The sequence below is a fragment of the Reichenbachiella sp. 5M10 genome, assembly GCF_002742335.1.
Taxonomy (GTDB): Bacteria; Bacteroidota; Bacteroidia; order Cytophagales; family Cyclobacteriaceae; genus Reichenbachiella.
The window spans coordinates 3,457,396-3,483,535 of record NZ_MDGR01000007.1; the positions used below are offsets into that span (position 1 = coordinate 3,457,396).

Here is a 26,140-nt window from a genome sequence, read left to right on the forward strand (position 1 = left end):
ATCTTAATCCACAACAACAGTTCGAATATACGGATTTTAAAAACGAAATAAAAACGACTCTTATTAGTTCTTCTATTTTCACCTAGTATAATTGACCTCTCTTCAAATAATTCATTCTTGAGAACTTTGCCAGCTTCATTTTTCACTTAGATTTGTCTCGATGAACTTTGCAAACGCGACATTCCTTTGGGGGCTATTGGCTCTGAGTATACCTATTATTGTTCATCTGTTCAATTTCAGAAAGGCCAAACTGATCCAGTTTTCCAATGTCAGATTTCTTGATCAAGTCAAGAAAAAATCCTCCACGACGCGCCAACTGAAACATCTATTGATCCTTTTTTGCCGCATGGCTTTCCTTGCTTTCTTGGTCTTGGCATTTGCTCAACCATACATTCCAGGCCAAGAAGAAGGTCTCAAAGAAAACACCGTGATACTCTATGTTGACAATTCGGGGAGCATGAGCAACTTGACAAGCGAAAATACCGCTGCACTCAACGTCGCTATAGCTATGGCCCAGGACATCATCGCTCTCTACCCTCAAACCACGACATTCAAACTCCTAGACAACAACTTTGCTCCCTACAGTACACACTACAAATCAGCAGACAAAACCCTCGACCTGCTCTCAGAACTCAGCTACTCCTCCGTCAGTCGTTCGGGTCAGGAGATCATGGACAAAATTGCCTCCCTCACCAATTCTAGCCAAAAAAATGAGATCTTCATCCTCAGTGACATGCAGCATAGTACCTTTGGACAAATAAAACTAATCCAAGACTCACTGAACCAGTACTATCTCGTACCACTATCCATAGACCAAACCCACAACGTCCACGTCGACACAGCTTATCTACACGAACCCTTCATCCTGGCTCACAAGGACAACATACTCAGTGCAAAAATCCGAAACAATGGAAACAACAACATAGAAGACCTCATCGTCAAGCTACAACTCAATGAGAAACAAGCTGCGAGTCTCGCTATCGATATAGCTCCTCACTCTACCAAAACAATTGATTTCGAACTGAGTAAGAACCTGCCCCCTCACAACCAGGGGAAAATCGAATTTCAAGATTTCCCCGTCACTTTTGACAATGAGTTCTTCCTCTCCTTTAACCTCGCTCCCAAAATCCATATCACTGAAATCAAAGAACAACAGACTCCTACTTACACACAACGTGTGTTTGAAGGCAATAGCTTATTTGAGTTCAATACTTATACTACCGGAAACATCTCCTACCAAAGCCTAGAAAATGCCGACCTACTCATCGTCTCTCAACTCCATGAGATCAACCATAGTTTGGTCTCACAGATCTCACAACGCCTCGACGCGGGCAAATCTGTCCTCCTCATTCCTCACCAGAATACGGGGCTTGGTGGATTAGAAGAGGCCCTGAATATCCACTACCTACTTCAGTCGGAAGTTTCAAAAATCGAACTGGCCAAGCCCGATGTGAACCATCCCTTTTTTGAAGGCATCTTTGAATCCCTAGACCAGAACACAAGACTACCTCAAGCGAGCCCAGTCCTGCAATTGCAGACCTATCACCAACCCCTCCTGCAGCTCAAGACAGGTACCCCCTTCCTTGTCCAACTCACCCAGCTGGGCAAACTATACATCTACACTGCTCCAATGGCTGACACCTTCACGTCCTTTCACAAACACGCCTTTTTCGTCCCTGTGATGCAGCGAATCGCCGAATTGAGTGCGACCGGGGGCAACAAGCTCTACTACACTTCTGACAACCCGACGGTACAAGTATCTCTGGATACTCTAGACCCACGTGCCCTATACAAGCTGCGTCCAATGGACATTGATCATCAGGAGCTGATCCCCTCACAACGCACGATACAAAACCAACTCGTAATGGATTTTCCACAATATCTCCTCTCCCCAGGCAACTACGCTCTCGGGACAGATACCGATGAGATGGGTTATATTGCTTTCAATCCCACTCCAAGCGAGTCCAATCTCGCCATCATGGAACCCGAAGAACTTGAAGTTCGGCTCTCGGGATTGAAACACCGCACTTCATTCGACCAAATCGAAAGCAAGAATTTCAGTAAAATACTGAAAGAAAAATACCACAGCATTGAGTTATGGAAATATGCCTTACTTTTGTCCTTGGCATTTTTAATAGCCGAATCCATGCTACTAAGATTTTTGTAAATGAGCCTATTTATCAAGGAAGCCAAAGTCCTAGACCCCCAATCACCCCACCACAACAAAGTTGTCAATGTATTGATCAAAGACGGTATCATCGCTTCCATCGATAGCAAAGAACACCGAGCCGATACTGTCATAGAAGCCAAGGGACAGTATTTATCCCCAGGCTTATTTGACATGAAAGCCAACTTTTGTGACCCTGGGTTTGAGCACAAGGAAGACATCAGCAGTGGCTGCCGTTTGGCGGCCGAGTCGGGCTTTACTGGCATAGCTACTTTGCCCAACACTGCCCCCGTCATCCAAGCCAAAAGTCACGTCGAATACCTCAAATCTAAGAGTCGAGACATGCTCACAGATATCTATCCACTCGCCGCAGTGACGATAGATACATTAGGAGAGGACCTTACGGAAATGATCGACCTGCACGAAGCAGGTGCCATTGCGTTTACCGATGGCAAAGAGCCCATCTGGCACACTGACATCCTGCTCAAATCACTGATTTATTTGCAGAAGTTCGACGGACTACTCATCAACCTGCCCGAAGACAAGCTCCTCACTCGCTTTGGCACCATGAACGAAGGTATCGTCAGTACAGGTCTGGGACTCAAGGGCATGCCGTCCTTGGCCGAGCACCTCATGATCAAACGTGACCTGGACATTCTAGAGTACAGTGGTGGTCGCCTTCATTTCTCCAACCTCTCATCCGCCGAAAGCGTCAAACTGGTCAAAAAAGCGAAGAAAAAGGGCCTCAATGTAACCTGTGATGTCAGTATCCACCACCTCCTACACACCGATGCAGACATTGCGGGCTATGATGCCAATTTCAAAATCAACCCTCCTTTGCGCGAAAGCAAGGACAAAAAGGCCCTTATCAAAGGCCTCAAAGAAGGAATCATCGATGTGATCGTCAGTGCACATACACCGCAAGATGAGGAAAGCAAAAAACTTGAATTTGACAGAGCAGACGATGGTATATTGGGACTACAAACCATGATTCCCGCCTTGCTATCCCTCAAGGATCTCGAACCTGACGAATGGATCGATAAACTGACGAACAACCCTAGAACCATACTAAAAATTGAGGGCGCTACAGTAGCCGAAAAGCAGAAAGCCAACTTGGTACTCTTTGATCCCAAGGCCAAATGGACCTATGATAGCAAAACGAATCGTTCCAAATCCGTCAACAGTCCGCTGTTCGGCACGGAGCTCACCGGCCGAGTCTGCGCTACCATCCACGGCACCAAACAATACCTCTACTCCGCATGAAAGATCTCTTCAAAATATCCCTGCGTTATGGACTGATCGGGTCCGCTCTATTGATCATCATGTTTTTGGTCTTTTATTTTTCGGATGAAAACCCCTTGCAAGAGCTGCAGATGTTTGACCTATTTGTCATTCCTATCTTTATCTTCTTTGGGCTCAAAGAATTCAGGGATCGCTACAACGGCACCTTCCTCAAGTATTGGGAAGGAATGACCGGCGGACTCATCCTCTATACCTCTATGGCACTAATCACCGCAGGGTTTGTTTATACATTTGTAGAGCTGATCGATCCTAGCCTCGTCCCGGACTATGTCTCCAGTAGATTGGAAATCCTCGAAGAAACGCGTACCAAAATCGTCGAAGAGATGGGCGCCGACTCCTACATCCAATCCTACCAAAAAGTAAAAGACACTACCCAAACCGACATTCTATTGGACGGCTTCCTCAAAAAAATCATCATTGGATTTTTGATTACAAGCGTGGTGTCGGTAGTATTGAAAAGAAAAGCTCCCAAGGCCTGACCTAAGAAATATCGTGCATTAAACAATATCAGAAATTGAATTACGACTTAAATAAAAAAGGCCTACTACACGGCGCGATGATTGGTGGCGTAGGAATCGCCATCTCGCTATTCGCCTATCTCATCAGCAACAATGCCTATTTCACTTGGCGCAGCATCGCCCTGATATCTATTTCCTTTGGATTACTCATCTACCTTGGGAGAAAAGAGCGCCGAGAAAGCCACGACGGATTCCTCACCTATATGGAAGCCTATTGGTATGCAGCTATAGCCTTATTCATCATGATGTATCTCAACGAGATCTTTTATATCTTCGTTTTCAATGTCCTCAACCCAGGACTTCAAGAGGTGTTTTTACAGCAGAGTATCGAGTCTACAGAGCAGATGTATTTGCTCTTCGAGAAAGACCAAAGTGTCATTGACGACTCACTCAAAGAAATTGAAATCCAGCTACGCAACAGCTTCAAGCCGTTTTCGTTGATTGCAAATAGTTGGCAAATCTTGATGCAAGCCATGTCCGTGGCACTAATCGCCGCACTTTTTCTCAAAAAGTCAAAACCGCTATTCGAAGAAGAAGCATGAGTCTAAACCCAAACATCACAGTCATCGTCCCTCTACTCAACGAAGACGAGTCACTACCCGAACTCAGTGCATGGATCGAGCGTGTCATGGACGAACACAATTTAAGCTACGAGATCCTCTTCATTGACGATGGCAGCACAGATTCCTCATGGCGAGTGATTCAAGACCTCAAAGCCAAAAACAATCACATCAAAGGCCTCCGGTTCAACAGAAACTATGGTAAGTCTGCCGCACTCAACGTAGGTTTCAAACAAGCTGTGGGCGATGTAGTCATCACCATGGATGCCGACCTACAGGATAGCCCAGACGAGATTCCCGAACTCTTCCGCATGGTCACCGAAGAAAACTACGACCTGGTCTCAGGTTGGAAAAAGAAGCGGTTCGATCCTCTAATGAAGACCATCCCTTCAAAATTATTCAACGGAGTAGCACGAATATTTTCTGGAGTACAGCTACACGACTTCAACTGTGGCCTCAAAGCCTACAAAAAAGTAGTCGTCAAGTCAATCGAAGTGTACGGTGAAATGCACCGCTACATTCCCTTCATTGCCAAAGGGCAAGGGTTTCATCGCATAGGTGAAAAAATAGTACAACATCAAGCTAGAAAATACGGAACAACAAAGTTTGGCCTGGAGCGATTCATTTTTGGCTTTTTGGATCTACTATCCATATCCTTCGTCTCCAAATTCAGAAAAAGTCCCATGCACTTCTTTGGTTCACTGGGGACATTGTCGTTCTTTTTTGGGTCAATTATCACTGTATGGGTGATCGCACGAAAACTTTACGAGATACACTTTGAGTTGCCCGCAAGAGACATCGTCGCTCAACCTCTGTTTTTCTTGGCACTTGTAGCCATCATCATTGGGGTACAACTGTTCTTGACGGGGTTCATCGGAGAAATGATGATACAGGTCTCCCCCAAAAAAGACGACTATCTGATCAGTGACAAACTGGGAATAGATGACTAACTAGTGGCTATCTCAAGGTTCCAAACGGGTAGTGCGTGGATGTTGACAAACACATCTATGACTCTCCGATGTGATTCTTCAATCCCGATATTGGCAGCTTATTTCTTTTTGCATAGATAAATGATCTCGTCGACAGGTAGTGCATAGCGCTGCTGTACTTCGCTACTCAGCGTCATCACATAGTCATCTTCCACTACGTCAAACCCTGCAGCACGCAGACGTTCGGGATAGTCTTTGCCGTACAGCCTTACATGATCGTCCTGTCCAAAAATTCGCTCCCTTTCTTTTGGGTCCGTAATGGAATCGTCTTCATATGTCTCGTCTGCCTGTGGCTCAAAAATAGGGATTTGAATGATCGCCCAAGCCCCTGGCTTGAGCACCCGGTGAATCTGCCGCATTGATTGGATATCATCATCTACATGCTCCATCACATGATTGCAAAACGCCACATCGAATCGATCATCCTCGAAGGGCATCTGATGTATATCCATCTTCACTTTAGCCAAGGGGGACTCTAGATCAGCTGTAATGTACCGGTTCCCATGTATGGATTCAAACCGTTTGATGAAGCAAATTTCTGGTGCGATGTGTAATATTTCTTTGTCCCTGACGAAAAAATCCGTCTTCTCTCTCAAATACAACCACATCAAACGATGTCTTTCAAGCGCCAAGCAATTGGGACACAAGGCATTGGCACGTGCAACCCGGCCATACGGCACGAATTTAGCAAAATGTGCCTCACATACAGGGCATTCCACGGTGTTGCCTTTGTAGAATAGAGCTACGACCTTGAGTGCAAAATGACTAAAAAGTTGGAGATACTTTCTTGGGACTTTCTTTAGGACAAAACTAATGAGCTGCTTCACAGATAACCGATTTAGGCTGCAAATATAGGAATAGCCTATCAGCGAAAAAGTTTAGTGACTATTTTCTATCAATTCCTCCACATCTCGATTGAGACTGTCATAATCAAATTGATACTGGGTATCAGACAGCTGTATCTTGGCAAGTATTACCTTGATCTCCTCGATCACCTCTTTTTCTCGCGCCTTATCTCGCTCATCGGTAGCAAACTTAAGCGAGCTTACCATTTCATTGAAGGTAGCATTCATGAACCGAATCGCTTTGTACTTTTCTCCTTTGTCAAGGTTCTTTTCAGAAATAATCAAATTGGCATATGCAATCGAATTGAGCGCTTTGAAAAAAGCATGGTTCAGATCATCCAATAAAATCGTGTCATTACGAATTTCAGACTCAACCAAAGCCAAATCCTCTATCGCCTGCTCTATATAACTCGTCGCTGTACTGTCCGCGTTTTGCTCAATACGACGCATATCTAGAATAGCTTCATCGAGTTCGTTGAGACTTTTGTCAAACATCTTGCTGAGAATGGCCTGACGAGCATTCGTCAAGTGACGCACCGGCTCCATCGCCTGTTCTATGGTCAGATCCGTCTTATGATTTTTGTCGTAGAGATACAACACAGCAAATGACAACAACAGAAAGATGAGTGCAGCAAAAAAAGGTCTATTGGACATGTTCGAACGATTGAATGGTAATAAAATAGCCGATCTATAAATCGAACCCTAAAATACACAAAAATCCAGAGCTCACATCCACCTTGGGATTATATTCGATATAGACAAGCAAGACATAAACCTCTCCCTATCAATACATGATTTGCTCCTATCGCCGTTTTTTTGCCCAATTTTTATTTATAGGCTGATCGTATATATTTGTTAGCCTCGCAAAAGTGAATCCATTCATTTTTCGAGGTGTGCAATCAATTTTTTTTTTAAAACAATCTAGGAGAAGAGATGAGTAACATGATTTATGTGCCAATAGGATTGGCCATTCTGGGACTTGTATTCATGATGATTAAAAGATCATGGGTCAAAAAGCAAAGTGCCGGCAATGAAAAGATGAAAGAGATATCCAAAAACATCAAGGAAGGAGCCTTGGCGTTTTTGGCGGCAGAGTACCGACTACTCGCTGTATTTGTAGTGGTCGCAGCGATCGCCCTATTTGGTATATCCACGATGGTGGACACGACCAGTTGGATGATCGTACCTGCGTTTGTGGTGGGAGCTATTTTTTCCGCCATAGCGGGAAACATAGGCATGCGTATCGCTACGGAAGCCAATGCTCGGACGACCGAAGCAGCCCGTACGAGTCTACCCCACGCTCTCCAAGTCTCCTTCGGTGGGGGCACCGTCATGGGACTGGGAGTCGCTGGTCTAGCCGTGCTAGGTTTGAGTTTATTTTTCTTACTGTTCGTCAGTCTGTTTATGGGAGACAGTACAGACTTCTATACGGACATGACCATGGTCTTAGAAGCTCTCGCAGGCTTCTCTCTTGGCGCAGAATCTATAGCACTATTTGCGCGTGTCGGGGGAGGCATCTACACCAAAGCCGCCGACGTGGGTGCAGACCTGGTTGGCAAGGTAGAAGCTGGCATCCCTGAGGACGACCCGCGCAACCCCGCCACTATCGCTGACAATGTAGGAGACAATGTAGGAGATGTCGCGGGCATGGGAGCTGATCTATTTGGGTCCTACGTCGCGACTGTACTCGCATCTATGGTACTGGGCAACTATATCATTCGAGACATGGCCGAATCTGGTGTAGTACTCGACACCTTCGACGGTATGGGAGCTATACTGCTACCCATTATGATCGCAGGAGTAGGGATCGTCTCGTCTATTATTGGTACTTTTTTGATCAAAATCAAAGACAACTCTGCCAAAGAGAGTGAAGTACAAAAAGCACTCAATGTCGGCAATATCACCTCTCTACTACTCACAGCAGTAGCCGGTTGGTTTCTCATCGACTGGATGCTGCCAGAAACCATCTTTGGCATGAAATTCTTTGGAGAAGGAGTCAAAGACATTTCAAGTACTCGGGTATTTTACGCCACATTGGTGGGACTCAGTGTGGGGTATCTCATCTCGTCGTTTACCGAATACTATACTGCGCTTGGGAAAAAACCAGTCATGGATATCGTGACCAACTCCTCGACAGGAGCAGCAACCAACATCATAGCTGGTTTAGCGACTGGTATGATCTCCACGTTTTCGTCAGTGATCCTGTTTGCCGTGGCGATATGGGGCTCGTACGAACTGGCAGGGTTCTATGGTGTGGCAATCGCTGCATCAGCGATGATGGCCACTACAGCCATGCAACTTGCAATCGATGCATTCGGTCCTATCGCTGACAATGCGGGTGGGGTAGCTGAGATGAGCGAACTCCCCAAAGAAGTCCGAGAAAGAACGGATATCCTCGATTCAGTAGGCAACACCACAGCAGCTGTAGGCAAAGGCTTTGCCATCGCTTCAGCTGCACTGACTGCTTTGGCTCTGTTTGCAGCCTATGTGACATTCACGGGGATCGATGGTATCAACATCTTCAAAGCCGATGTGCTGGCAGCACTGTTTATTGGCGGCATGATCCCGGTGGTATTTTCTGCCCTCGCTATGAAATCCGTCGGTAAAGCAGCCATGGAGATGGTGATGGAAGTCCGTAGGCAATTCAAAGAAATCCCCGGCATCCTCGAAGGTACCGGCAAACCTGACTATGCGCGGTGTGTGGAGATCTCTACGCAAGCCGCTTTGAAAGAAATGATGCTCCCTGGTGCATTGACAATCATCACTCCAATCATCATCGGTTTCGTCATGGGACCTGAGGCATTGGGTGCTTACATGGCAGGAGTAGCCGTATCAGGGGTGATGTGGGCCATCTTCCAAAACAACGCAGGTGGTGCTTGGGACAATGCCAAGAAATCGTTCGAAGCGGGAGTCATGATCAATGGAGAGATGACTTACAAAGGCTCTGACGCACACAAGGCTGCGGTGACCGGCGATACTGTCGGAGATCCATTCAAGGACACTTCTGGGCCATCAATGAACATCCTGATCAAACTAACCTGTCTCGTCGGACTAGTAATCGCTCCTATCTTGGGAGAAACATTCGGAACAAACAGCCATACCCATGGTGGGTCGCACCCGACCGAAATGATGTGCAAACACGTAGGACCTTGTACGGCTCAGTGCCACACCCGCCCAAATGAGACTACCAAAACTTGTAAAGCTGGGTGTAAAAAAGCATGTTGTGCCAAAAAATCAAACAAACAGGTCAAAATCATGATGAGTACAGAAGGGGAGCAAAGCACAGCTATCGTCGAACAAACATCAACGGTAGCAGGCCAAACAACAGTTGAGGTAGATACCCTGAGGGGTACAAAAGCTGAAATACAAACACAAATCGATGCATTAGACAAATAGTCTGCTTCGCTTCAAAACAAAAGACCCCATCCATATCCATTTTGGGTGGGGTTTTGTTTTCATGAGCTAATGCAGCTTAGTACTTCAAATAGTACTCACGAAGTAGCTTGACGAATTCAGGCGTATGTTCTTGACCATTTCTAATGCACAACTCCTCTGTGTCAATTGATGTTTTTTCACGTGACACTTGCAGAACCATTCTAAAAATGGCCTTGTCGGGTTGGTTTCGTATCACGAGCGCAGTACAAGCATACAGTCCAACTTTTGCAAGGCATTGCACAAACTCTTCTGCTTCGGCTTCTGGATAGAGCACATAGGCTAACCCTTCGTTGCTGAGTAAAGCCAATAGCTTCTTGGCAAAACGTGGTTTGCTAAAATCTCCGGTATCATGTTTGGCCAAGTTGTTCTTACTCTTCTGAGACTTGAGACTTGAGGTGAAAAATGGAGGATTCGATATGATGAGGTCATAGCAATCTGTATTCTCCCATTCCAAGACATTGCAATGGACCAAATGCAACCGATCAGCCCAGAGCGATGCTTCAAAATTTTGCCGCGCCTGTTGGGCCGCCTCTCCATCCATCTCTACTGCATCTATGGACACATCTGATCGCTGTGCAAGCATCAACGAGAGCAAGCCTGTACCTGTACCGATATCTAAGACCCGTCTGGATACAGCGGCGACAGGAACCCATGCCCCAAACAGGCAAGCCTCCGTACTAACCTTCATAGCACATCGCTCCTGATGAACTGTAAACTGTTTGAACTGGAAATAGGTGTTGGCGGCCATGCTTCAATAACTATATTTGGATGGATTGACTCAGTAGCAACTATTCTACCAAAACTTTGAAGACATGAACATTGTCCCGAATAGTCAGGTTAACAAAATAGAACCCTGGTTGTAGCCCCTCGGTATACACAACTAGTTCATTGCCCTCACGATGTACCACGGGAGCCACCATCTGACCTGACATACGATGCATCGTCAACGAATAGTCCATCTCTGTCATTCCAATTCGAAAACTCCCTTGATTTGGATTAGGATACAAAAGAATATTGGCTTCCGCAAACTGTGACTTTAGCATCACCAAGTCAAACACTTCCGTCGTTCCGTCAGAATCTGTCTGCGTCAATCGATAATAGGTTGTCTGGTAGGGAGACGAATCCACATGGGAATACCTTTTCTTTTCACTCGAATCCCCTGCCCCATTTATTCGTGCAACAAATTGCCAATTTTCAGCATCTCGTGATTTATCAAGAGTAAAGTAATCATTGTCTTGTTCGAGAGCTGTAGCCCACTCCAATACAACCGATCTTCCCGACTCACTCGCCTTCCAATACAACAAACTCACTGGTAAGGGTCCTGACTCCTCAGCAACTATCCCATCAGGGTCTGCTGCAGGATTGGATGGAGTAATTTCTCCACTGTCCGCATTACCTCCCGTACCTGAGTTGTTGTTTGCCCCTCCATTTCCCTGTGTATTTTCAGTAATCAAGTTGGATGCCGGAATCATCCCTGAAAAAACTATCGCTCCACGTCCACCTCCAGCACCACCTCCATGTGTAGTTCCATTGTTTGTCGCTCCTCCATTGCCTCCATTGGCTTGTACAGTAAGGTCACAATTCAAAGCCCAAGTATTGACAGTAAACACTACCATACCACCTGCACCGCTACCTCCTGCACCGTCATTGCCTGCTGCCGCCGTATCACTGCCATTGGCACTCACCACAACTCCCCCACATCCGGACTCAAGCTCAATCGTATTGGCGGTAAGAAAAGCAATCCCTCCCCCATTGCCACCAGCAGTGGCTACATTATTGTTTTGGTGTCCACTACCTCCACCTCCTCCCATAAACACTCTAGAACCACTGATATAGTCACTCAAGTCGTACCCTCCGAGTCCTCCTACAGTTGGAGAGCATCCTCCTGCGCTTCCATTGTAACCGGGTCCTCCTTCACCTCCTGCGGTAAAATTGGCTCCTCCACCGCCTCCGGCATTGTGAGGATTTCCTCCCCCCCCACCATTGGCAATTTTCCCTCGTCCAGCTACATAATCTGCCAATGTGACTTTGTAAACCCCTTCTCCTTTCAATCCAAATTGATCGGAATCTACAAAGTACGTGTTAGGGTCACACGTAGCACCACTCCCTACAGCATGAACTGCCGCTCCTCTAAAACCCAGGTTACTTACATCTATATCGTGCCCCAAAGTCAAAGTACCTTCTACGTGTATAGCAAAGACTCCACCTACGTTTCCATTCCAAGCGAGGGTAGTCAAGTCATCTGTCGTCGTATAATCTGAATAGGAAGGATATGTCAATACCTGTAAGCTGGCATTTGCACCAATAGAATAACTATTGACCAATGGCTCTTCCAAAGTCATAGATATCAGCCCTGCCGAACGATCAACACTGAGAATCACTCCCTCCTCATATCTTCCAGCATTCTCTATAGATTCTATATTCCCAAAGTCTGAATCGTTGTTTGTATTGGGTCCTATCACATCATCCTGCATCTGTATCACGATAACTCTTTCTCCTACATCAAAAGAAACTCCAGACTCTTCGACAGCAGATACAGTCAGCGTACTGCCTACTATTGCATCTATTTTTGCGAAAGAATTGATTATTACTTGTGCTCTGCCTTGAGACGACCACATGACCAAGAGGGTACATACAATCCATAATTTTTCCATCATAACATCGAGTTATTTGCTTTATACAAAACGAACTAACAGGAGGATGGTAACAGGCTGGTATGAGATAACTGGGTGAATGGAAAAAATGCTTACACAATGATTGATCAAGACTTGAATCAAACCGTAAAGCATACACAATAATACACAGGAAATAACACGAGCAGAAAAAAGAAGCTTCTTTTTTTAACTTTTTTCGACGAATCAAAAATCATTGATACCTGCCTCAAAAGCAGCGTCAGCTGGGAGATTGGCTCCCATGGCGGCTTCCACAGCCAAATCGTCACAACGTTCATTTTCTGGATTGCCAGCATGCCCTTTTACCCATTTGAACTTGACCTTGTTGCGTTTGTAGGCAGGAATAAAACGCTCCCAAAGGTCTCTGTTTTTTTTATCTTTGAAGTTCTTTTTGACCCACCCCCATAGCCAGCCCTTCTCGACTGCATCTACGACATATTTGGAATCCGAGTAGACGAGCACATCGGCATTGATGACCTTGAGTGCTTCGAGCCCCTTGATTACTGCCAGTAGCTCCATACGGTTATTGGTTGTCTTGCGAAAGCCCTCCGAGAGCTCCTTCCGGTGCCCTTTGGCCAATAGTACAGTCCCGTACCCTCCAGGCCCTGGGTTTCCTCGTGATGAACCGTCTGTATAGATGATGATCATGGATTTTGGTATAGAGTTGAAAAGTTCAAAGTAAAATGTTTTTGACCATTCCACCCTCTTTCAACTCTATACTTTTCACTTATCGGTCGATCTTACCAGATCTCCAAAGCATTTTTGAAAAGCTTGATCGCAATGGTGAGTAGGATAATTCCAAATACTTTTCTCAAAATATTGAACCCAGCTTGGCCTATCTTTCTTTCCAACCAGGGTGATGATTTGAGAACGATGAAGATGAAAACTAGGTTGAGAATAATACCAACCAAGACATTGGCCAACTCAAACTCTGCACGCAGAGAAATCAAGGCAGTCATGGTGCCTGGACCAGCGATCAATGGAAAAGCCAGCGGCACAATCGAACTGCTATTGCTTTCATCCGTATCGGGCTTAAACAATTGTATACCCAAAGTCATTTCCATACCAATAAAAAACATAATCAAAGCCCCAGTAATGGCAAAGGAGCCAATATCGATCCCAAAAAGTCCCAAAATCTTGGAGCCAAGAAACAGAAAAACAACCATGATCACACCTGCTACGATCGTTGCTTTTCCACTTTGGATATGTCCTGATTTTTTGCGTAAATCAATGATAATCGGCACACTGCCGAGGATGTCTATGATCGAAAACAAAATCAGGGAGACCGATAGTATTTCTTTAAAATTAAGCATGGGGAGTAATGTTGTATGGGTAATTAGTGTTGTGTCAAATAATCTACGGCCATGTTGTATCCTGGTAACCCGTGACCAATAAAATGTGCTTTGCAAACAGGTGTCAAATAACTGTGGTGACGAAAAGTCTCTCGCTCCATGATGTTGGAGATATGAACCTCAATCACTGGGGTAGTGACTCCCGATACCGCATCGGCTAGTGCCACGGAAGTATGCGTGTACCCTCCAGCATTGAACACGATCCCGTCATAGTCAAACCCTACAGCGTGAATCTTGTCGATCAATGCTCCTTCGTGATTGCTCTGGTAGTACTCCAACGATACGTTAGGATAGGCCTCTACCATCGTTTTGAAATACTCTTCGAAACTCTGAGTACCATAAATTTCTGGTTCTCTTTTACCCAACAGGTTGAGGTTGGGCCCATTCAATACTAGTATCTTCATAGCGCAAAATAAAAATTAAGGTGCAAAACTAGTTTACCCCTTAGAATATCCGCTATTAATATATACAGATTAATTTTACAGCTATGTCTTGGGACTTTTACATCCGGCAATTCAAATCCTATCTGCAACTAGAGCGTTCTCTCTCTCCCAATTCGGTAGAGGCCTACGTGCAGGATATCAACAAACTACATCAGTTTCTCCAATGGCGCCAAAGCGACAAGGGACCACACGATGTAGCAGATAGTGACATCCGAGACTTGCTGGAGCATATCACCGAACTCGGTATGTCAGCGTACTCCCAGGCTCGCATCGTCTCAGGCATCAAAGCGTTCTACAAATACTTGCACTATGAGGACTCTCTCTCCAAGGATCCTGCCGAGCTCATCGAGGCACCCAAGTTGGGACGAAAACTACCCGATACACTCAGCTTCCCGGAGATCGAAGAACTGTTAGCTGCTATCGATCATTCCAAACCGGAGGGTCAGCGCAACCGTGCCATGCTAGAAACGCTCTATAGTTCGGGGCTGCGGGTCTCCGAGCTCATCAACCTCAAGCTCAATGCTATCCTCGAAGACATCGGTTTTTTGCGTGTCATAGGCAAGGGCAACAAAGAACGACTCGTCCCTATCGGGCGTGAAGCACTCAAACACATCCAACTCTACCTCGATCATTCGAGGTGTCACCTAGAGATCAAACCTGGACACGAAGGATTCGTATTTCTCAACCGACGAGGTGCACAGCTCACCCGCGTGATGATTTTCACAATCATCAAAAACCTCGCGACCTCCATCGGCATGACCAAACGAATCAGTCCCCATACTTTTCGACATTCGTTTGCCACCCACCTCATAGAGGGAGGAGCCGACTTGCGAGCCGTACAAGAGATGTTGGGCCATGAATCCATCACCACCACAGAGATCTACACCCACCTAGACCGAGACTATCTCTCCCAGATCATCCGGGACTTCCACCCAAGGAGCTAGACTCATTGATCTAAGGACTTACTAATCTAAATAATGCATTCTACATCAAACCACGGTGCTTTCAACCCATAATCGTTTAGCGACAATGAATTAGGTCACCTATATTTCGTGCAAAATGCATTATTTTATTACTTTTAATAAAGATACCGTTATATTCTATTATCTCTAGATATATCCAACCATGAACCCGACCATTAAAAACATAGTTTTGCTTTTCGCATGTTTTCTTCCATTTATTGTAAAAGGTCAACCGGAAGATTATTATCTGGCACCTGCTCCTACTGGCGATGACAGCAATGATTGTCTTCTCTCAGGAGACCCTTGTGCTACATTGGATCATATCATGACTCTTGTAGCAGACAACGACAATATCTACGTAGAAGGAGGGGTATATATGGGCTCTCCTATAATTGATCACCCAATAAAGCTAATCGACATTAGTGGTAAATCTACATTTGGTATAGTTACACTAAATGCCGATATAAACTTTACCATTGGGCTAATGGAAGCCGCATTGGTACAAGTCAATCCCGGCGGCTCAATACAAGACGCTGTAGACCTATGCCCCCCCTCAGGAGCAGGATATATAGAAGTCCGAACTGGGGTCTACAATGAATCGGTGACTTTTAACAAGGACCTATCCTTTACTTCAATCAGTGCTCCTATTACTATTGCAAACATTGAAGTGGATAACGGCGCTACACTGACTACCGACGCGAATATGACGATCTCAGGCAATGTCACTTTAACTAATGGCATTATAAATACACAGTCTACTCTTTATTTGGGTACTGGTGCATCAGATATAGTCGAAACAAGCTCTAACTATGTGACAGGTAAAGTCACCATGCTCACACGCCCAGTAGGAACTGGCTCCATTGACTTCCTAGGTGCCAATATTGCTAATTCGTCGAATATTGGCAATGTGACTATCTCCCGAACAACGGGTCCAAGTGCTGCCGTGTTAGGTATTCCGACTAGTTCCATTGCGGCGGTCTGGGAAATAACGGCTACCGGCACACCATTCAATACTGACATCCAGTTTAGTTGGCTATCTGACTTTGATAACGGTCTAAATGTTTTTAACCTAGAAAATGCAAGTTTGTTTCGAGATGCAGGCTCTGGTTGGAGTCAGTTAGGAACTCTATCAGATGCAAGCATGAGTAACCCAAGGACGATCAGTAATGTCAATTTAGATGCGTTTGGCTTATTTACTGTGTCAGTTGATGGCACGAGTTTACCTGTTGTTCTCACGACATTTTCAGCTAAGAAGAAGTCAAACCACATACTGCTCCAATGGCAAACTGCCTCAGAAACCAACCATGACTATTTTGAAGTGCAACGTAGTTCGGATGGCGAGAACTATGAAGCTCTCGGCCAAGTCAGTTCGGCTCACAACTCCACAGCGATCAACGACTATGAATGGAAAGATTTTGCTAGCACACTCAATGGTACAATCTACTACCGACTGATGATGATGGATTTTGACGGAACCCATGAATATTCAAACGTAATAACCGTTTCAAACCAACGTGATTTCATCTCTTTGTTCCCTAATCCTTCCTCAGACAAAATCAGCGTAATTGCTAGTGAAAAAATTGAGAAAATGGAAGTTTACAATACCACAGGTCATCGTATCAAAGTTGATACTCAACACGATGAAATTGATATTTCAAAAATAGCCCCTGGTATTTACATGCTTAAAGTATTTTTCGCTTCGGGTGCATCGCAGGAAAGATTTATAAAAAAGTAAAAGTCATTCTGACCAATCAAAATTCCCTTAACGAAATACCCGCCAGAAAATCTATTCGAGTCAAACAAAAAAACAGAGTCAAAGACGTTAAACCGATAACATCCCGACTCTGCTTCCCATAACCTAACCAAATAATTTTACGGATGCAACGTCCTCTAAAAAGACACGCTACTGACGCTATTTTCTATTTGCTCCGTTGACGATATTGCTTGCTCATCTTTAGACAAGAACCCTATAATTTTCACTTCGGCTCGTCGATTTAGTTGATGCATCTCCTCTTCGCATGAAGCACTATTGGCACAATGGTTGAGTAGCTGGCTCTCTCCATACGCTCGGCTTACCACTCGTTCTGATGAAACCCCTCTTTCCTCTAAATAGCTTATCACAGATTGGGCTCGTCGATCAGACAGTTCTCTATTGTACAGGGCACTTGCTCGACTATCAGTATGTGTTCCTACCTCGATGATGATCGATGGGTTCTCTCGGAGCACCACTACCAATTGGTCCAAAATAATCTTCGCATCATTTCGGATATCATGTTTATCCAAATCATACAATATTGGCTCTACGGCCAATTCTTTTCCTACGAGCAAACGCTCCATCTCTCCGTCATGTACCACTACTCCTGCGAGGTTGTTTCCAGTATTCATGAAGGTTTGCTTCGTGAGATACTCGTATTTCACAAGTTCAACACTATAGGTCGTCCCCGATTCTGCCGCAAAGGAATAGTACCCATCAGCCTCCGTCACGATTCTAACTTGCTCTTGTGTCTCCTGGTTGGTGACAAGAACTTGAGCCGATTCCAGTCTCTCACCACTCATTTGATCAGTGATCACTCCTTCAACTCTCAACTCACGCGTCACGTACATACGAATGGTATCACCATAAGACACGGTTGGGTCCATCTCAAGGTGATCCACACTGTACCCCTCCTTGGTAGCAGTCATACTATATATCTCATCGAATGAATAATCATAAGCAAACACTCCACTCTCGTCGGTGACTCCTTCTACAGTCTTGCCAGCAGAAGACTGACTCTTGACTCCTACTTGTGCATTGGCCAAAGGCTGCCCTGATTGCATGTCAATCACTAGACCCGGCACACTACCTGATTTGATATATCTAAATGCATAGACATCATCCAAGCCTATACCTCCCTCTCTGTTGGAGGAAAAATAACCTTCCTCCAATCCATTCTTCTTTTTGATGGTAATCCCAAAATCGTCTTTGGCCGAATTCATCGGGTAACCCAAATTCTCAGCCACGGAATTAGGATCCTTCAAATCAATTTTGAAAATATCTAATCCTCCGAGTCCCTTGCGACCATTGGATGCGAAGTAGAGTATTTCATTCTCATCGACAAAAGGAAACATCTCAGACCCCTCGGTGTTGACATGTGCCCCCAAATTGACAGGCCTACCCCATTTGTCGTCTTCTCTAGTTGACATATATATATCTGTCTTGCCGTAACCTCTCGCTTTATCCGATGAAAAATACAAACGTTGACCATCTGCCGAAACCGTAGGATGGCCGCAAGAATATTCATCACTATTGAACCATATTTCCTCTGCGGGCTTCCAGTTGCCCTCATCATCTCTCTCAGCGAGGAATAACTTGAGTTTGTTGACCCCTTCATTACTCTCTTTTGCCTCGGCTGTTTTTACAGTCAATTTTCGGTTTCGAACTCGGAGTTCCCCTTTGGTGTAGTTGTTTCGGGTAAAAATCACACGAGTCTCACCATCATAAAAACACAACGGTCCTTCATGATACCCTGATTTGATTCGTTTGTCGTACAACTCCACCTCCCCGCTTTCTCCTTCAACTCGAAAAATGTTAAGAAAATAAGTATTGTCCCAATTGTACTTTGGCTTCAAAAACTGCATTGCTCCCATCGTAGGTCGAGACGATACAATTAACAATTCATCTTCATAATATGTCGGTGCAAAATCATACCCATCAGTATTGAACTCTGCCAACTCAACCTCGAACCGAATAGAGTCATTGTAAAAATCCAACATTCTACTCAGTCCATACAAGCGCTCTTCTACCCGTAAATCATCAGGGTGACTGTCCTGATACTTTCTAAACCACACGCTAGCTTCTTGATATCTCTCGGCAGTAATTAAGGTTTCGGCATAGTGCAAGTAGTGATCCTCATTTTCGCTAATCAAACTACTGTTGCTCATTATCAATTCATAATAAACCCGAGCACTGTCATAGTCATGAAGTTGGTAATACCCGTAGGCAAGCTCCAGTCTGACAGTATCGTCCGTCGGCACAATACCCAAAGCCCTATGGTATAATTTCACTCCTTTGGCGTAGGCCAAATCCTGATAAAACTGGGCTGCTCTCGCTTTGATTCGCTCATAATTTTGATATTTGACTGAGCCTACAGTCACTGTAGCTCCGTACACTTGTGTCATAACAATTTGACTCAGCCATACAAACGCAATCAATACGATGACTCTTTTTATCCACAATATTTTTGTTGAATTTTTCATAAATACAAATGTTTAAAAGTATCTAGGAGTTACTATTCTATCTGATTTCAAATTGAACACGTAGTTGATCATCAACTCGTGCGAACCACTATTGACTCTGCTCAAATCGGTCGTCGTGTAAAAATCATAAGCATACCCAATTTGCAAACTAGGAGTCAATTGGAGCTGAATCAACGCATCGAAGCTATCAAACGAACGATACGACACACCCAACCAAAGCAACTCATTGATCAAAAAATTGGCATTGAGATCTACTTGAAGCGGGGCTCCTTCTACCCACTTGAACAGCACATTTGGCTTCAATTTCAAATGTCTATTGAGTTCGAACACATACCCTGCCGAAGCAAAATAGTGACGAATCAATTGTGCATCCGCATCCAATTCATTGCCTGTATTGGGATCGATCGGAACATCTAGACCTCCAGATACCGAATGATTGATCAACTGTGGCACAGAAAACCCCACATAAAATCGATCTGAGTACCACATGATTCCTGCTCCTGCGTTGGGAGAAAGATCGTTGATGTTTTGGCTTGCCAAATTAGGGTCATTGTTCATATTCTCTGTAAAATCCGCCTTGTACTGATGTATACTGGCTTGCAAACCAAATGACAGCTTACTCCGCTGTGTCACGCTGATCCGGTATGCATAACTCAAGCTGGCTCCAAACTGATGGGTCACACCTATCTCATCATTGATAAGGATACCTCCCAAAGCGATGTTTCGATACTTGATTGGACTATGAATCGAAAAAGTCTGCGTCTTTGGTGCTCCTTCGAACCCTGCCCACTGGTGCCTAGCCAAAAAACTAGTGCTAATGCCCTCATGAATCCCTGTATACGCTGGATTGAGTGCCAACTGATTGAACATGTACTGGGTGAACATCGCCTGCTGTTGTGCTTGCCCAGTGTACGCACTCCACAGGAGTGTACTCACGAGTATTGCTTTAAAAATTGTTTTCATGGTTATGGTATGTTTATTCCGTTATAGTACTTGAACAAAGCCTTTGAGTAATGATTTACCCTCTCCTAGATCGATCACGTAGAAGTAGGTACCCTCAGGGAGGTTACTACTACCAAGTCGGTTGCCGTCGCCTAGGAAGGCTCTGTCTTCATTATTATATCCTTTGGTTTCCCAAACTTTATTACCCCATCGGTTGAATACCTGAACATGGTTGTTTGGGTAGCTATCTATATTTCTGATTTGCAGTCTATTATATGGATAAGGACTCGTTTTAGAGATAACGTTGTTGAGTACCTCTGCACTGTCTCCGTCAGGTCCTTCTTCACTATCTGGTCTATTGTCACCATCCGAATCTAGATCGAGGTAGTTAGGTACACCATCTCCATCCACATCTGACTCACCTTCGATCTCATCAGAGATGCCGTCACCATCCGAGTCTAGATCAAGGTAATTCGGTATTCCGTCGTTGTCTGCATCTTCAACTCCTTCGTTTCTATCCAAAATACCATCAGCATCGGAATCTTCATCCAAATAGTTTGGAATAGTATCCCCATCGACATCTTCTGTTCCCTCCTCTTCGTCAGAGATTCCATCGTTATCGGTGTCCTGCTTCATGATTGTGAATACTATCTCTCCCGTCGCACATGCTCCTGAGGCGTCACATACTTCATAAATCAAACTTACTTCTCCACTGAAACCTACTGGAGAGGAATAACTTAGACTGGAACCTGTCAATGAACTGTAGCCACTAGAAGTATCCGATATTATTTGATAAGTAAAGCTGGTATCATCGATATCTGAAACCAATGTGGATAGATCAATTGTAACTCCCTCCAAAGACTCTACACTGGCACTAAAATCCTCAACCACAGGTCTGTCATTTTGTGGTATGATTGTCAAATCTACTGTCACCACCTCACTAGCCTCTCTCCCGTCATTGACGACATAGGTAAAGCTATCAGTACTCGTCTCTGACCCATCATGCACATAGAGGAAGCTACCGTCTGTATTGAAAGTCAATGTGCCGTTAGTCACGTCACTCTCCAATGTGGCTATGAGGGTATTGCTATCCGCATCTGTATCATTGGACAAAACACCAGTAGCTGCAGTTTCATTGTTAGTAGAACCCTCATTGTAAGTATATGAATCTGCAATCGCTACTGGCCGGTTGTTTGGGTTGGCCTCACACTGTGGTGTCGCTGGAGGATAAGAGACTGACATCTCACTCTCTGGATTCACAGAAACTTTCACTGACATTCCATCTCTCAATCCATCTTCTACTCTAATCCACTGACCTCCTACAAAATCCCACCCTGGCCATGCCGTACCGTTGCCTTCTGCATCTACTTCAGCACCAGGCCATAGCAGCTGACCTGAAAGACTCTGTCCCGTCAGTAATTGTGCTACACTTCCATCTGCTTTGATCCATTCGATCTGAGCTGTCAAACCTTCAGAATCAAAACCTACAGCTGTCACTTGATAATTCACATAAGGCACATCGTTGATACAAACCTCTTCCATGGTGATCTCAATGGACCTATTCTCCATAGCTGTCACTACCAACACCCCTGTAGCTGTCCCGCCCTTTCCGTCACTTACGACATAAGTCACAGTGATATCACCAACATAATCTACTGGGGGAGTAACCACCACATCACCATCAGCATCTACTGCCGTCGTACCCTGATCTGTAGTCACCGAGCTAACTATCAACACATCGCCTTCTGCATCTGTATCATTGGCTAGTACATCCACCGTCAGTACTTCGCCCTCTTGTATAGTAGTCATTTCACCTGCTACTACTGGGGCATCGTTCGTGCCAGTGACAGTGATCGTTACGGTTTGAGTGGAACTGGTAACTCCGTCGTTATCCGTCGCAGTGTAAGTGAATGTCACGTCTTCTGTCGCGCCAGCTGCCAAAGCTTCAAACTCTCCATTCGGATCGAAGCTATACGTACCGTCTCCGTTGAAAGTGAGGTTTCCTTTTGTGGTGTCGTCTACCAAAGCGTAGCTCACTACCGTACCATCTACATCAGTTGCTGCGGGTACACTTGTGCTCAGCGTAGTTTCTTCGTCGGTGCCTTGTGCATCGTTGCTTGCTACTGGGGCATCGTTCGTTCCTGTTACAGTGATCGTTACGGTTTGCGTGCCGCTTACTGTGCCATCATTGTCAGTGGCGGTGTAAGTGAATGTCACGTCTTCTGTCGCGCCAGCTGCCAAGGCTTCAAACTCTCCATTCGGATCGAAGCTATACGTACCGTCTCCGTTGAAGGTCAAGTCGCCTTTTGCTACATCTGCAATTAGAGCATAGCTCACTACCGTGCCGTCCACATCAGTTGCTGCGGGTACACTTGTGCTCAGCGTAGTTTCTTCGTCGGTGCCTTGGGCATCGTTTGAGGCTACTGGCGCATCGTTCGTACCTGTTACAGTGATCGTTACGGTTTGCGTTCCGCTTACTGTGCCATCATTGTCAGTGGCGGTGTAAGTGAATGTCACGTCTTCTGTCGCGCCGGCTGCCAAGGCTTCAAACTCTCCATTCGGATCGAAGCTATACGTACCGTCTCCGTTGAAGGTGAGGTTTCCTTTTGTGGTGTCGTCTACCAAAGCGTAGCTCACTACCGTACCATCTACATCAGTTGCGGCTGGTACACTTGTGCTCAGCGTAGTTTCTTCGTCGGTGCCTTGTGCATCGTTGGAAGCTACTGGCGCATCGTTCGTGCCAGTGACAGTGATCGTTACGGTTTGCGTTCCGCTTACTGTGCCATCATTGTCAGTGGCGGTGTAAGTGAAAGTCACATCTTCTGTCGCGCCTGTTGCCAAAGCTTCAAACTCTCCATTCGGATCGAAGCTATACGTACCGTCTCCGTTGAAGGTCAAGTCGCCTTTTGCTACATCTGCAATTAGAGCATAGCTCACTACCGTACCGTCTACATCGGTTGCTGCAGGTACATTTGTGCTCAGCGTAGTTTCTTCGTCGGTGCCTTGGGCATCGTTGGAAGCTACTGGGGCGTCGTTTACCGCAACCACAGTAATATCCAAATCACCGGTATCAGTAGTCGTTCCATCCGTTACCGTGTAGGTCGCAGTTGGCACTGAACCGAAATAGTTACCCACAGGCACGAAAGTGTAACTACCATCAGCATTAATGGTCAAATCTCCCTCTACCAAATTAGCCGTTTGTCCCGCTGTATAAATTGAAAACCCAATTTGAAACTGCGTCACAGTGAGTACATCACCATCCACATCGGTATCATTGTTCAATACACCGCTTGCGGCATTTACATTCAATGTAATGTCTTCATTTGTACTGTTGCTGTCATCACCAGCGACAGGAGCCCCATCGTTGATTGGATTCACAGTAATAGTCATGGTATAGCTAGACACAGAATAACTAAAACCATCACTCACCAAAAACCCAAACTGGGTATATGGACTTCCATTTTCATTTGCATCTGGAGCAAACATCAAATCATCTATGTCGGCAGCTAGTACATCGTCATTGACTGCCACCTCTTCACCAGAGGTATAAAGCCCATCGGCATTTGCATCTACAAAAAGAATTCCCTCTCCAGGCAGATTAGTGATTCTTATAGAAGCCAAAACATCCGAAGCATCCCCATCTGTAAAAGCAAAGTCAGTACTACTAAAACCATAATTGATATCTTCATCAGTAGCTACTGAATTGTTCGCTGATTCAGGAAAATCATTGACAGTGATGGTTACCTCTGCTGTCTCACAAAACACTGGAGAACCATCATCGCACACTTCATATTCGAAAGTAGCCTCACCTGTAAACACCCCACTGGCCGGGGTAAAATCGAAAGTACCATTAGAATATATAGTCAAACTCCCACTAGAGGGGCCAGACACTGGAGTCGTATTGATCGTCAATAAATCACCATTCGGATCAGAATCATTCGCCAAAAGATCGCTACCAGAGATTGATTCACCCTCGTTGATTTTGAAAGTATCATCGGTCAAAGCTGGCGCACAATTGGTCACCACTGTATATGTAATTTGATCAAAATCAGAAGTAGAGTTCCACCATGTATTGATGGTATTGCTGTCGCCAAAACCAGCAGCATTGAAAGCCCAAGAATGACAAGTAGCACCCGACCCCACAGGCAAATCAGGAGTACACCCATCCATCTCCGTGCTCCCTCCTACATTGGAATCATCCCAATAAATCTCAAGCTCTCTCGGAGTACCAGGCCTTACCAAATTCACATCGTACCCATTTGGGTTGCCTTCTACATCATACAACGGGATGTGGGTGTAGCCATAACTAATTTCTGCAATCACGTCTATTGGTGTACCTGGCGTGATATCATTGCCCGCTCCATCTTTCCCATCCCAAGCCACACAGTTTTCACCAGAATCAACCACCGTTGTAGTCAACACATCAATCCCTGCGTCATAAATACCATTTTGGTTGACATCTATCAAGACATCGGCAATTCCTGATTTATTCGAATTTATATTGACACACCAATTGCCAGGCCCACCTGCGCATTCGGTCATACTGATGTTTCCAATTATACTTCCCTCCACACCTGATGGAAACTCTGATTCATCTGGCTCATTTAGGAATATTGGATACTCCAAAAAGCTGAGATTACCTATTCCAGATTTTCTATCCTCGAAAGGATCTCCAGTATTGGCTGTACCCGTAGAGTTGGACAGCACGGTAAAATACCCTGGCTGAAAGTCATTGAATACGATTTCGGTAACTACACTGTCTATTGAATAGTTGAAAAGTGAGGCTGACCAGTCATAAAAACCGTCAACTGGACTATACGCATCAACCTCCCATTTTTTAGACCACAATCTCCCATCAACTGCTGTAGAAGTACTTTGATCGACTACAGTCACATCAAAGAGATCCACATAAAACGCACCACTCCCTCCTGCGAATGCAAACTCAATATAGTAGTCTCCATTTTTAGTAGGATCTAGGGTAATGCCATTCACATAGCCATTCATCATATCCACCACCGAAGGACCAGCCGCAGCTTGACTGTACAAAGGCACCCATCCTGGATTGCCAGGCGCTAGCGTACTCCAAGCAGTTGCTACCCCATCTGGGTCAACTACTCTAACTAGGACATCAAAAGATCGAAGCGAACCATCTGCTCCGTTTTCATAAGGATTGATATTGAAGGCCATATGTATTTCCTCATTGGTATGGTCTCCAATTCGGACATTCAAACGATCATCTTCCGTTGTACCATAGCCACTCCAAAGTGCCCAATAGCTATTGACCAAAATGGCCAATCCTCCGTCTTGAGTCTGATCTTGACGCAACTGTTTGGTTCCTTCTCCTCTGACTCCTTGAAGATTACAAGAGATAAAAAGGAGAATCAAACAAGTAATTAAACTGAGTTTAGTAGAACTTTCCTTATCGAGCAAATTACACATAGCAATTAGATTTAGTGGTTTGGCTTTCTTAGCACCTGATTCTTATGGAGTTTGGCTTGATTTCCCTCACTCACAACTCAAAGAACATAAAAAGGTCTCTCCTATAGGGTAGCTATTAGTTTAGCGCTCCCTTACTAAAGTTGAATTGCATATATCTGGCGATGAACGGTTTCCCAGAGGAACAGACTCCAAAACACCTATTCTACGTCTTTTGTTAAGGTGTCCATTAGAGAGGCAAGAAGCCTCTCTGTTATACATTGGATTGTTTTATGCGATGA

The 26,140-nt window shown here is 45.0% G+C and carries 18 protein-coding genes; 8 read left to right on the top strand and 10 right to left on the bottom strand.

Annotated elements, in window-relative coordinates; genetic code table 11:
* Positions 1–160: 160 nt before the first annotated feature.
* From BFP72_RS13765 to BFP72_RS13785, 5 genes are read left to right on the top strand one after another with little or no spacing between them, the layout of a single operon-like run.
* The gene (locus BFP72_RS13765; protein WP_099599683.1) at positions 161–2,167 is read left to right on the top strand and encodes a BatA domain-containing protein; all 2,007 of its coding nucleotides are present in this window, start codon (positions 161–163) and stop codon (positions 2,165–2,167) included.
* Complete coding sequence (locus BFP72_RS13770; protein ID WP_099599684.1) at positions 2,168–3,430, top strand: dihydroorotase family protein; 1,263 nt, start codon at positions 2,168–2,170, stop codon at positions 3,428–3,430.
* Positions 3,427–3,948, top strand: a complete 522-nt coding sequence (locus BFP72_RS13775) for a DUF4199 domain-containing protein (protein WP_099599685.1) — start codon at positions 3,427–3,429, stop codon at positions 3,946–3,948. Before BFP72_RS13770 ends, BFP72_RS13775 begins: the two co-directional genes overlap by 4 nt.
* Positions 3,949–3,983: 35 nt before the next feature.
* Positions 3,984–4,529, top strand: coding sequence for a DUF4199 domain-containing protein (locus BFP72_RS13780; RefSeq protein ID WP_143520081.1), 546 nt, complete (start codon positions 3,984–3,986; stop codon positions 4,527–4,529).
* Entirely contained in the window at positions 4,526–5,497 is a 972-nt protein-coding gene (locus tag BFP72_RS13785) for a glycosyltransferase family 2 protein (RefSeq protein ID WP_099599687.1), read from the top strand. Before BFP72_RS13780 ends, BFP72_RS13785 begins: the two co-directional genes overlap by 4 nt.
* Before the next feature lie 98 nt (positions 5,498–5,595).
* Here the strand turns inward: BFP72_RS13785 and BFP72_RS13790 are convergent, their stop codons facing one another.
* Positions 5,596–6,363 (bottom strand): class I SAM-dependent methyltransferase, encoded by a 768-nt coding sequence (locus BFP72_RS13790; RefSeq protein WP_099599688.1) that lies wholly within the window; start codon positions 6,361–6,363, stop codon positions 5,596–5,598.
* Between the two features lie 51 nt (positions 6,364–6,414).
* Positions 6,415–7,035, bottom strand: a complete 621-nt coding sequence (locus tag BFP72_RS13795) for a hypothetical protein (protein WP_099599689.1) — start codon at positions 7,033–7,035, stop codon at positions 6,415–6,417.
* Between the two features lie 279 nt (positions 7,036–7,314).
* Here BFP72_RS13795 and BFP72_RS13800 point away from each other — a divergent pair, with 279 nt between their 5' ends.
* Positions 7,315–9,777 (top strand): sodium-translocating pyrophosphatase, encoded by a 2,463-nt coding sequence (locus BFP72_RS13800; protein WP_099599690.1) that lies wholly within the window; start codon positions 7,315–7,317, stop codon positions 9,775–9,777.
* Between the two features lie 76 nt (positions 9,778–9,853).
* Here the strand turns inward: BFP72_RS13800 and BFP72_RS13805 are convergent, their stop codons facing one another.
* The 5 genes from BFP72_RS13805 to aroQ form a co-directional block, all read right to left on the bottom strand.
* Positions 9,854–10,564, bottom strand: a complete 711-nt coding sequence (locus tag BFP72_RS13805) for a tRNA1(Val) (adenine(37)-N6)-methyltransferase (protein ID WP_099599691.1) — start codon at positions 10,562–10,564, stop codon at positions 9,854–9,856.
* Positions 10,565–10,604: 40 nt separating this feature from the next.
* Positions 10,605–12,473, bottom strand: a complete 1,869-nt coding sequence (locus BFP72_RS13810) for a T9SS type A sorting domain-containing protein (protein WP_099599692.1) — start codon at positions 12,471–12,473, stop codon at positions 10,605–10,607.
* A 201-nt stretch (positions 12,474–12,674) separates the two neighbouring features.
* Positions 12,675–13,136 (bottom strand): ribonuclease HI, encoded by a 462-nt coding sequence (gene rnhA / locus BFP72_RS13815; RefSeq protein ID WP_099599693.1) that lies wholly within the window; start codon positions 13,134–13,136, stop codon positions 12,675–12,677.
* A 92-nt stretch (positions 13,137–13,228) separates the two neighbouring features.
* Positions 13,229–13,801 carry a MarC family protein gene (locus tag BFP72_RS13820; RefSeq protein ID WP_099599694.1) on the bottom strand — a complete coding sequence of 191 codons (573 nt, stop codon included), beginning with the start codon at positions 13,799–13,801 and terminating at the stop codon, positions 13,229–13,231.
* A gap of 23 nt (positions 13,802–13,824) precedes the next feature.
* Entirely contained in the window at positions 13,825–14,244 is a 420-nt protein-coding gene (aroQ, locus tag BFP72_RS13825; protein ID WP_099599695.1) for a type II 3-dehydroquinate dehydratase, read from the bottom strand.
* Between the two features lie 83 nt (positions 14,245–14,327).
* Between aroQ and xerD the strand changes: the two genes are divergently transcribed.
* Positions 14,328–15,227: a site-specific tyrosine recombinase XerD gene (xerD, locus tag BFP72_RS13830; protein WP_099599696.1), complete on the top strand. Its 900-nt coding sequence runs from the start codon at positions 14,328–14,330 to the stop codon at positions 15,225–15,227.
* A 181-nt stretch (positions 15,228–15,408) separates the two neighbouring features.
* Complete coding sequence (locus BFP72_RS13835; RefSeq protein WP_099599697.1) at positions 15,409–16,980, top strand: T9SS type A sorting domain-containing protein; 1,572 nt, start codon at positions 15,409–15,411, stop codon at positions 16,978–16,980.
* Positions 16,981–17,135: 155 nt separating this feature from the next.
* Here the strand turns inward: BFP72_RS13835 and BFP72_RS13840 are convergent, their stop codons facing one another.
* Genes BFP72_RS13840 through BFP72_RS13850 form a run of 3 tightly spaced genes read right to left on the bottom strand, consistent with a single transcriptional unit; the run spans position 17,136 to position 25,862 of the window.
* Complete coding sequence (locus BFP72_RS13840; protein ID WP_099599698.1) at positions 17,136–19,481, bottom strand: carboxypeptidase regulatory-like domain-containing protein; 2,346 nt, start codon at positions 19,479–19,481, stop codon at positions 17,136–17,138.
* A 12-nt stretch (positions 19,482–19,493) separates the two neighbouring features.
* Positions 19,494–20,444: a type IX secretion system membrane protein PorP/SprF gene (locus BFP72_RS13845; RefSeq protein ID WP_099599699.1), complete on the bottom strand. Its 951-nt coding sequence runs from the start codon at positions 20,442–20,444 to the stop codon at positions 19,494–19,496.
* A gap of 21 nt (positions 20,445–20,465) precedes the next feature.
* Positions 20,466–25,862, bottom strand: coding sequence for an Ig-like domain-containing protein (locus tag BFP72_RS13850; RefSeq protein WP_099599700.1), 5,397 nt, complete (start codon positions 25,860–25,862; stop codon positions 20,466–20,468).
* Between the last annotated feature and the right edge of the window lie 278 nt (positions 25,863–26,140).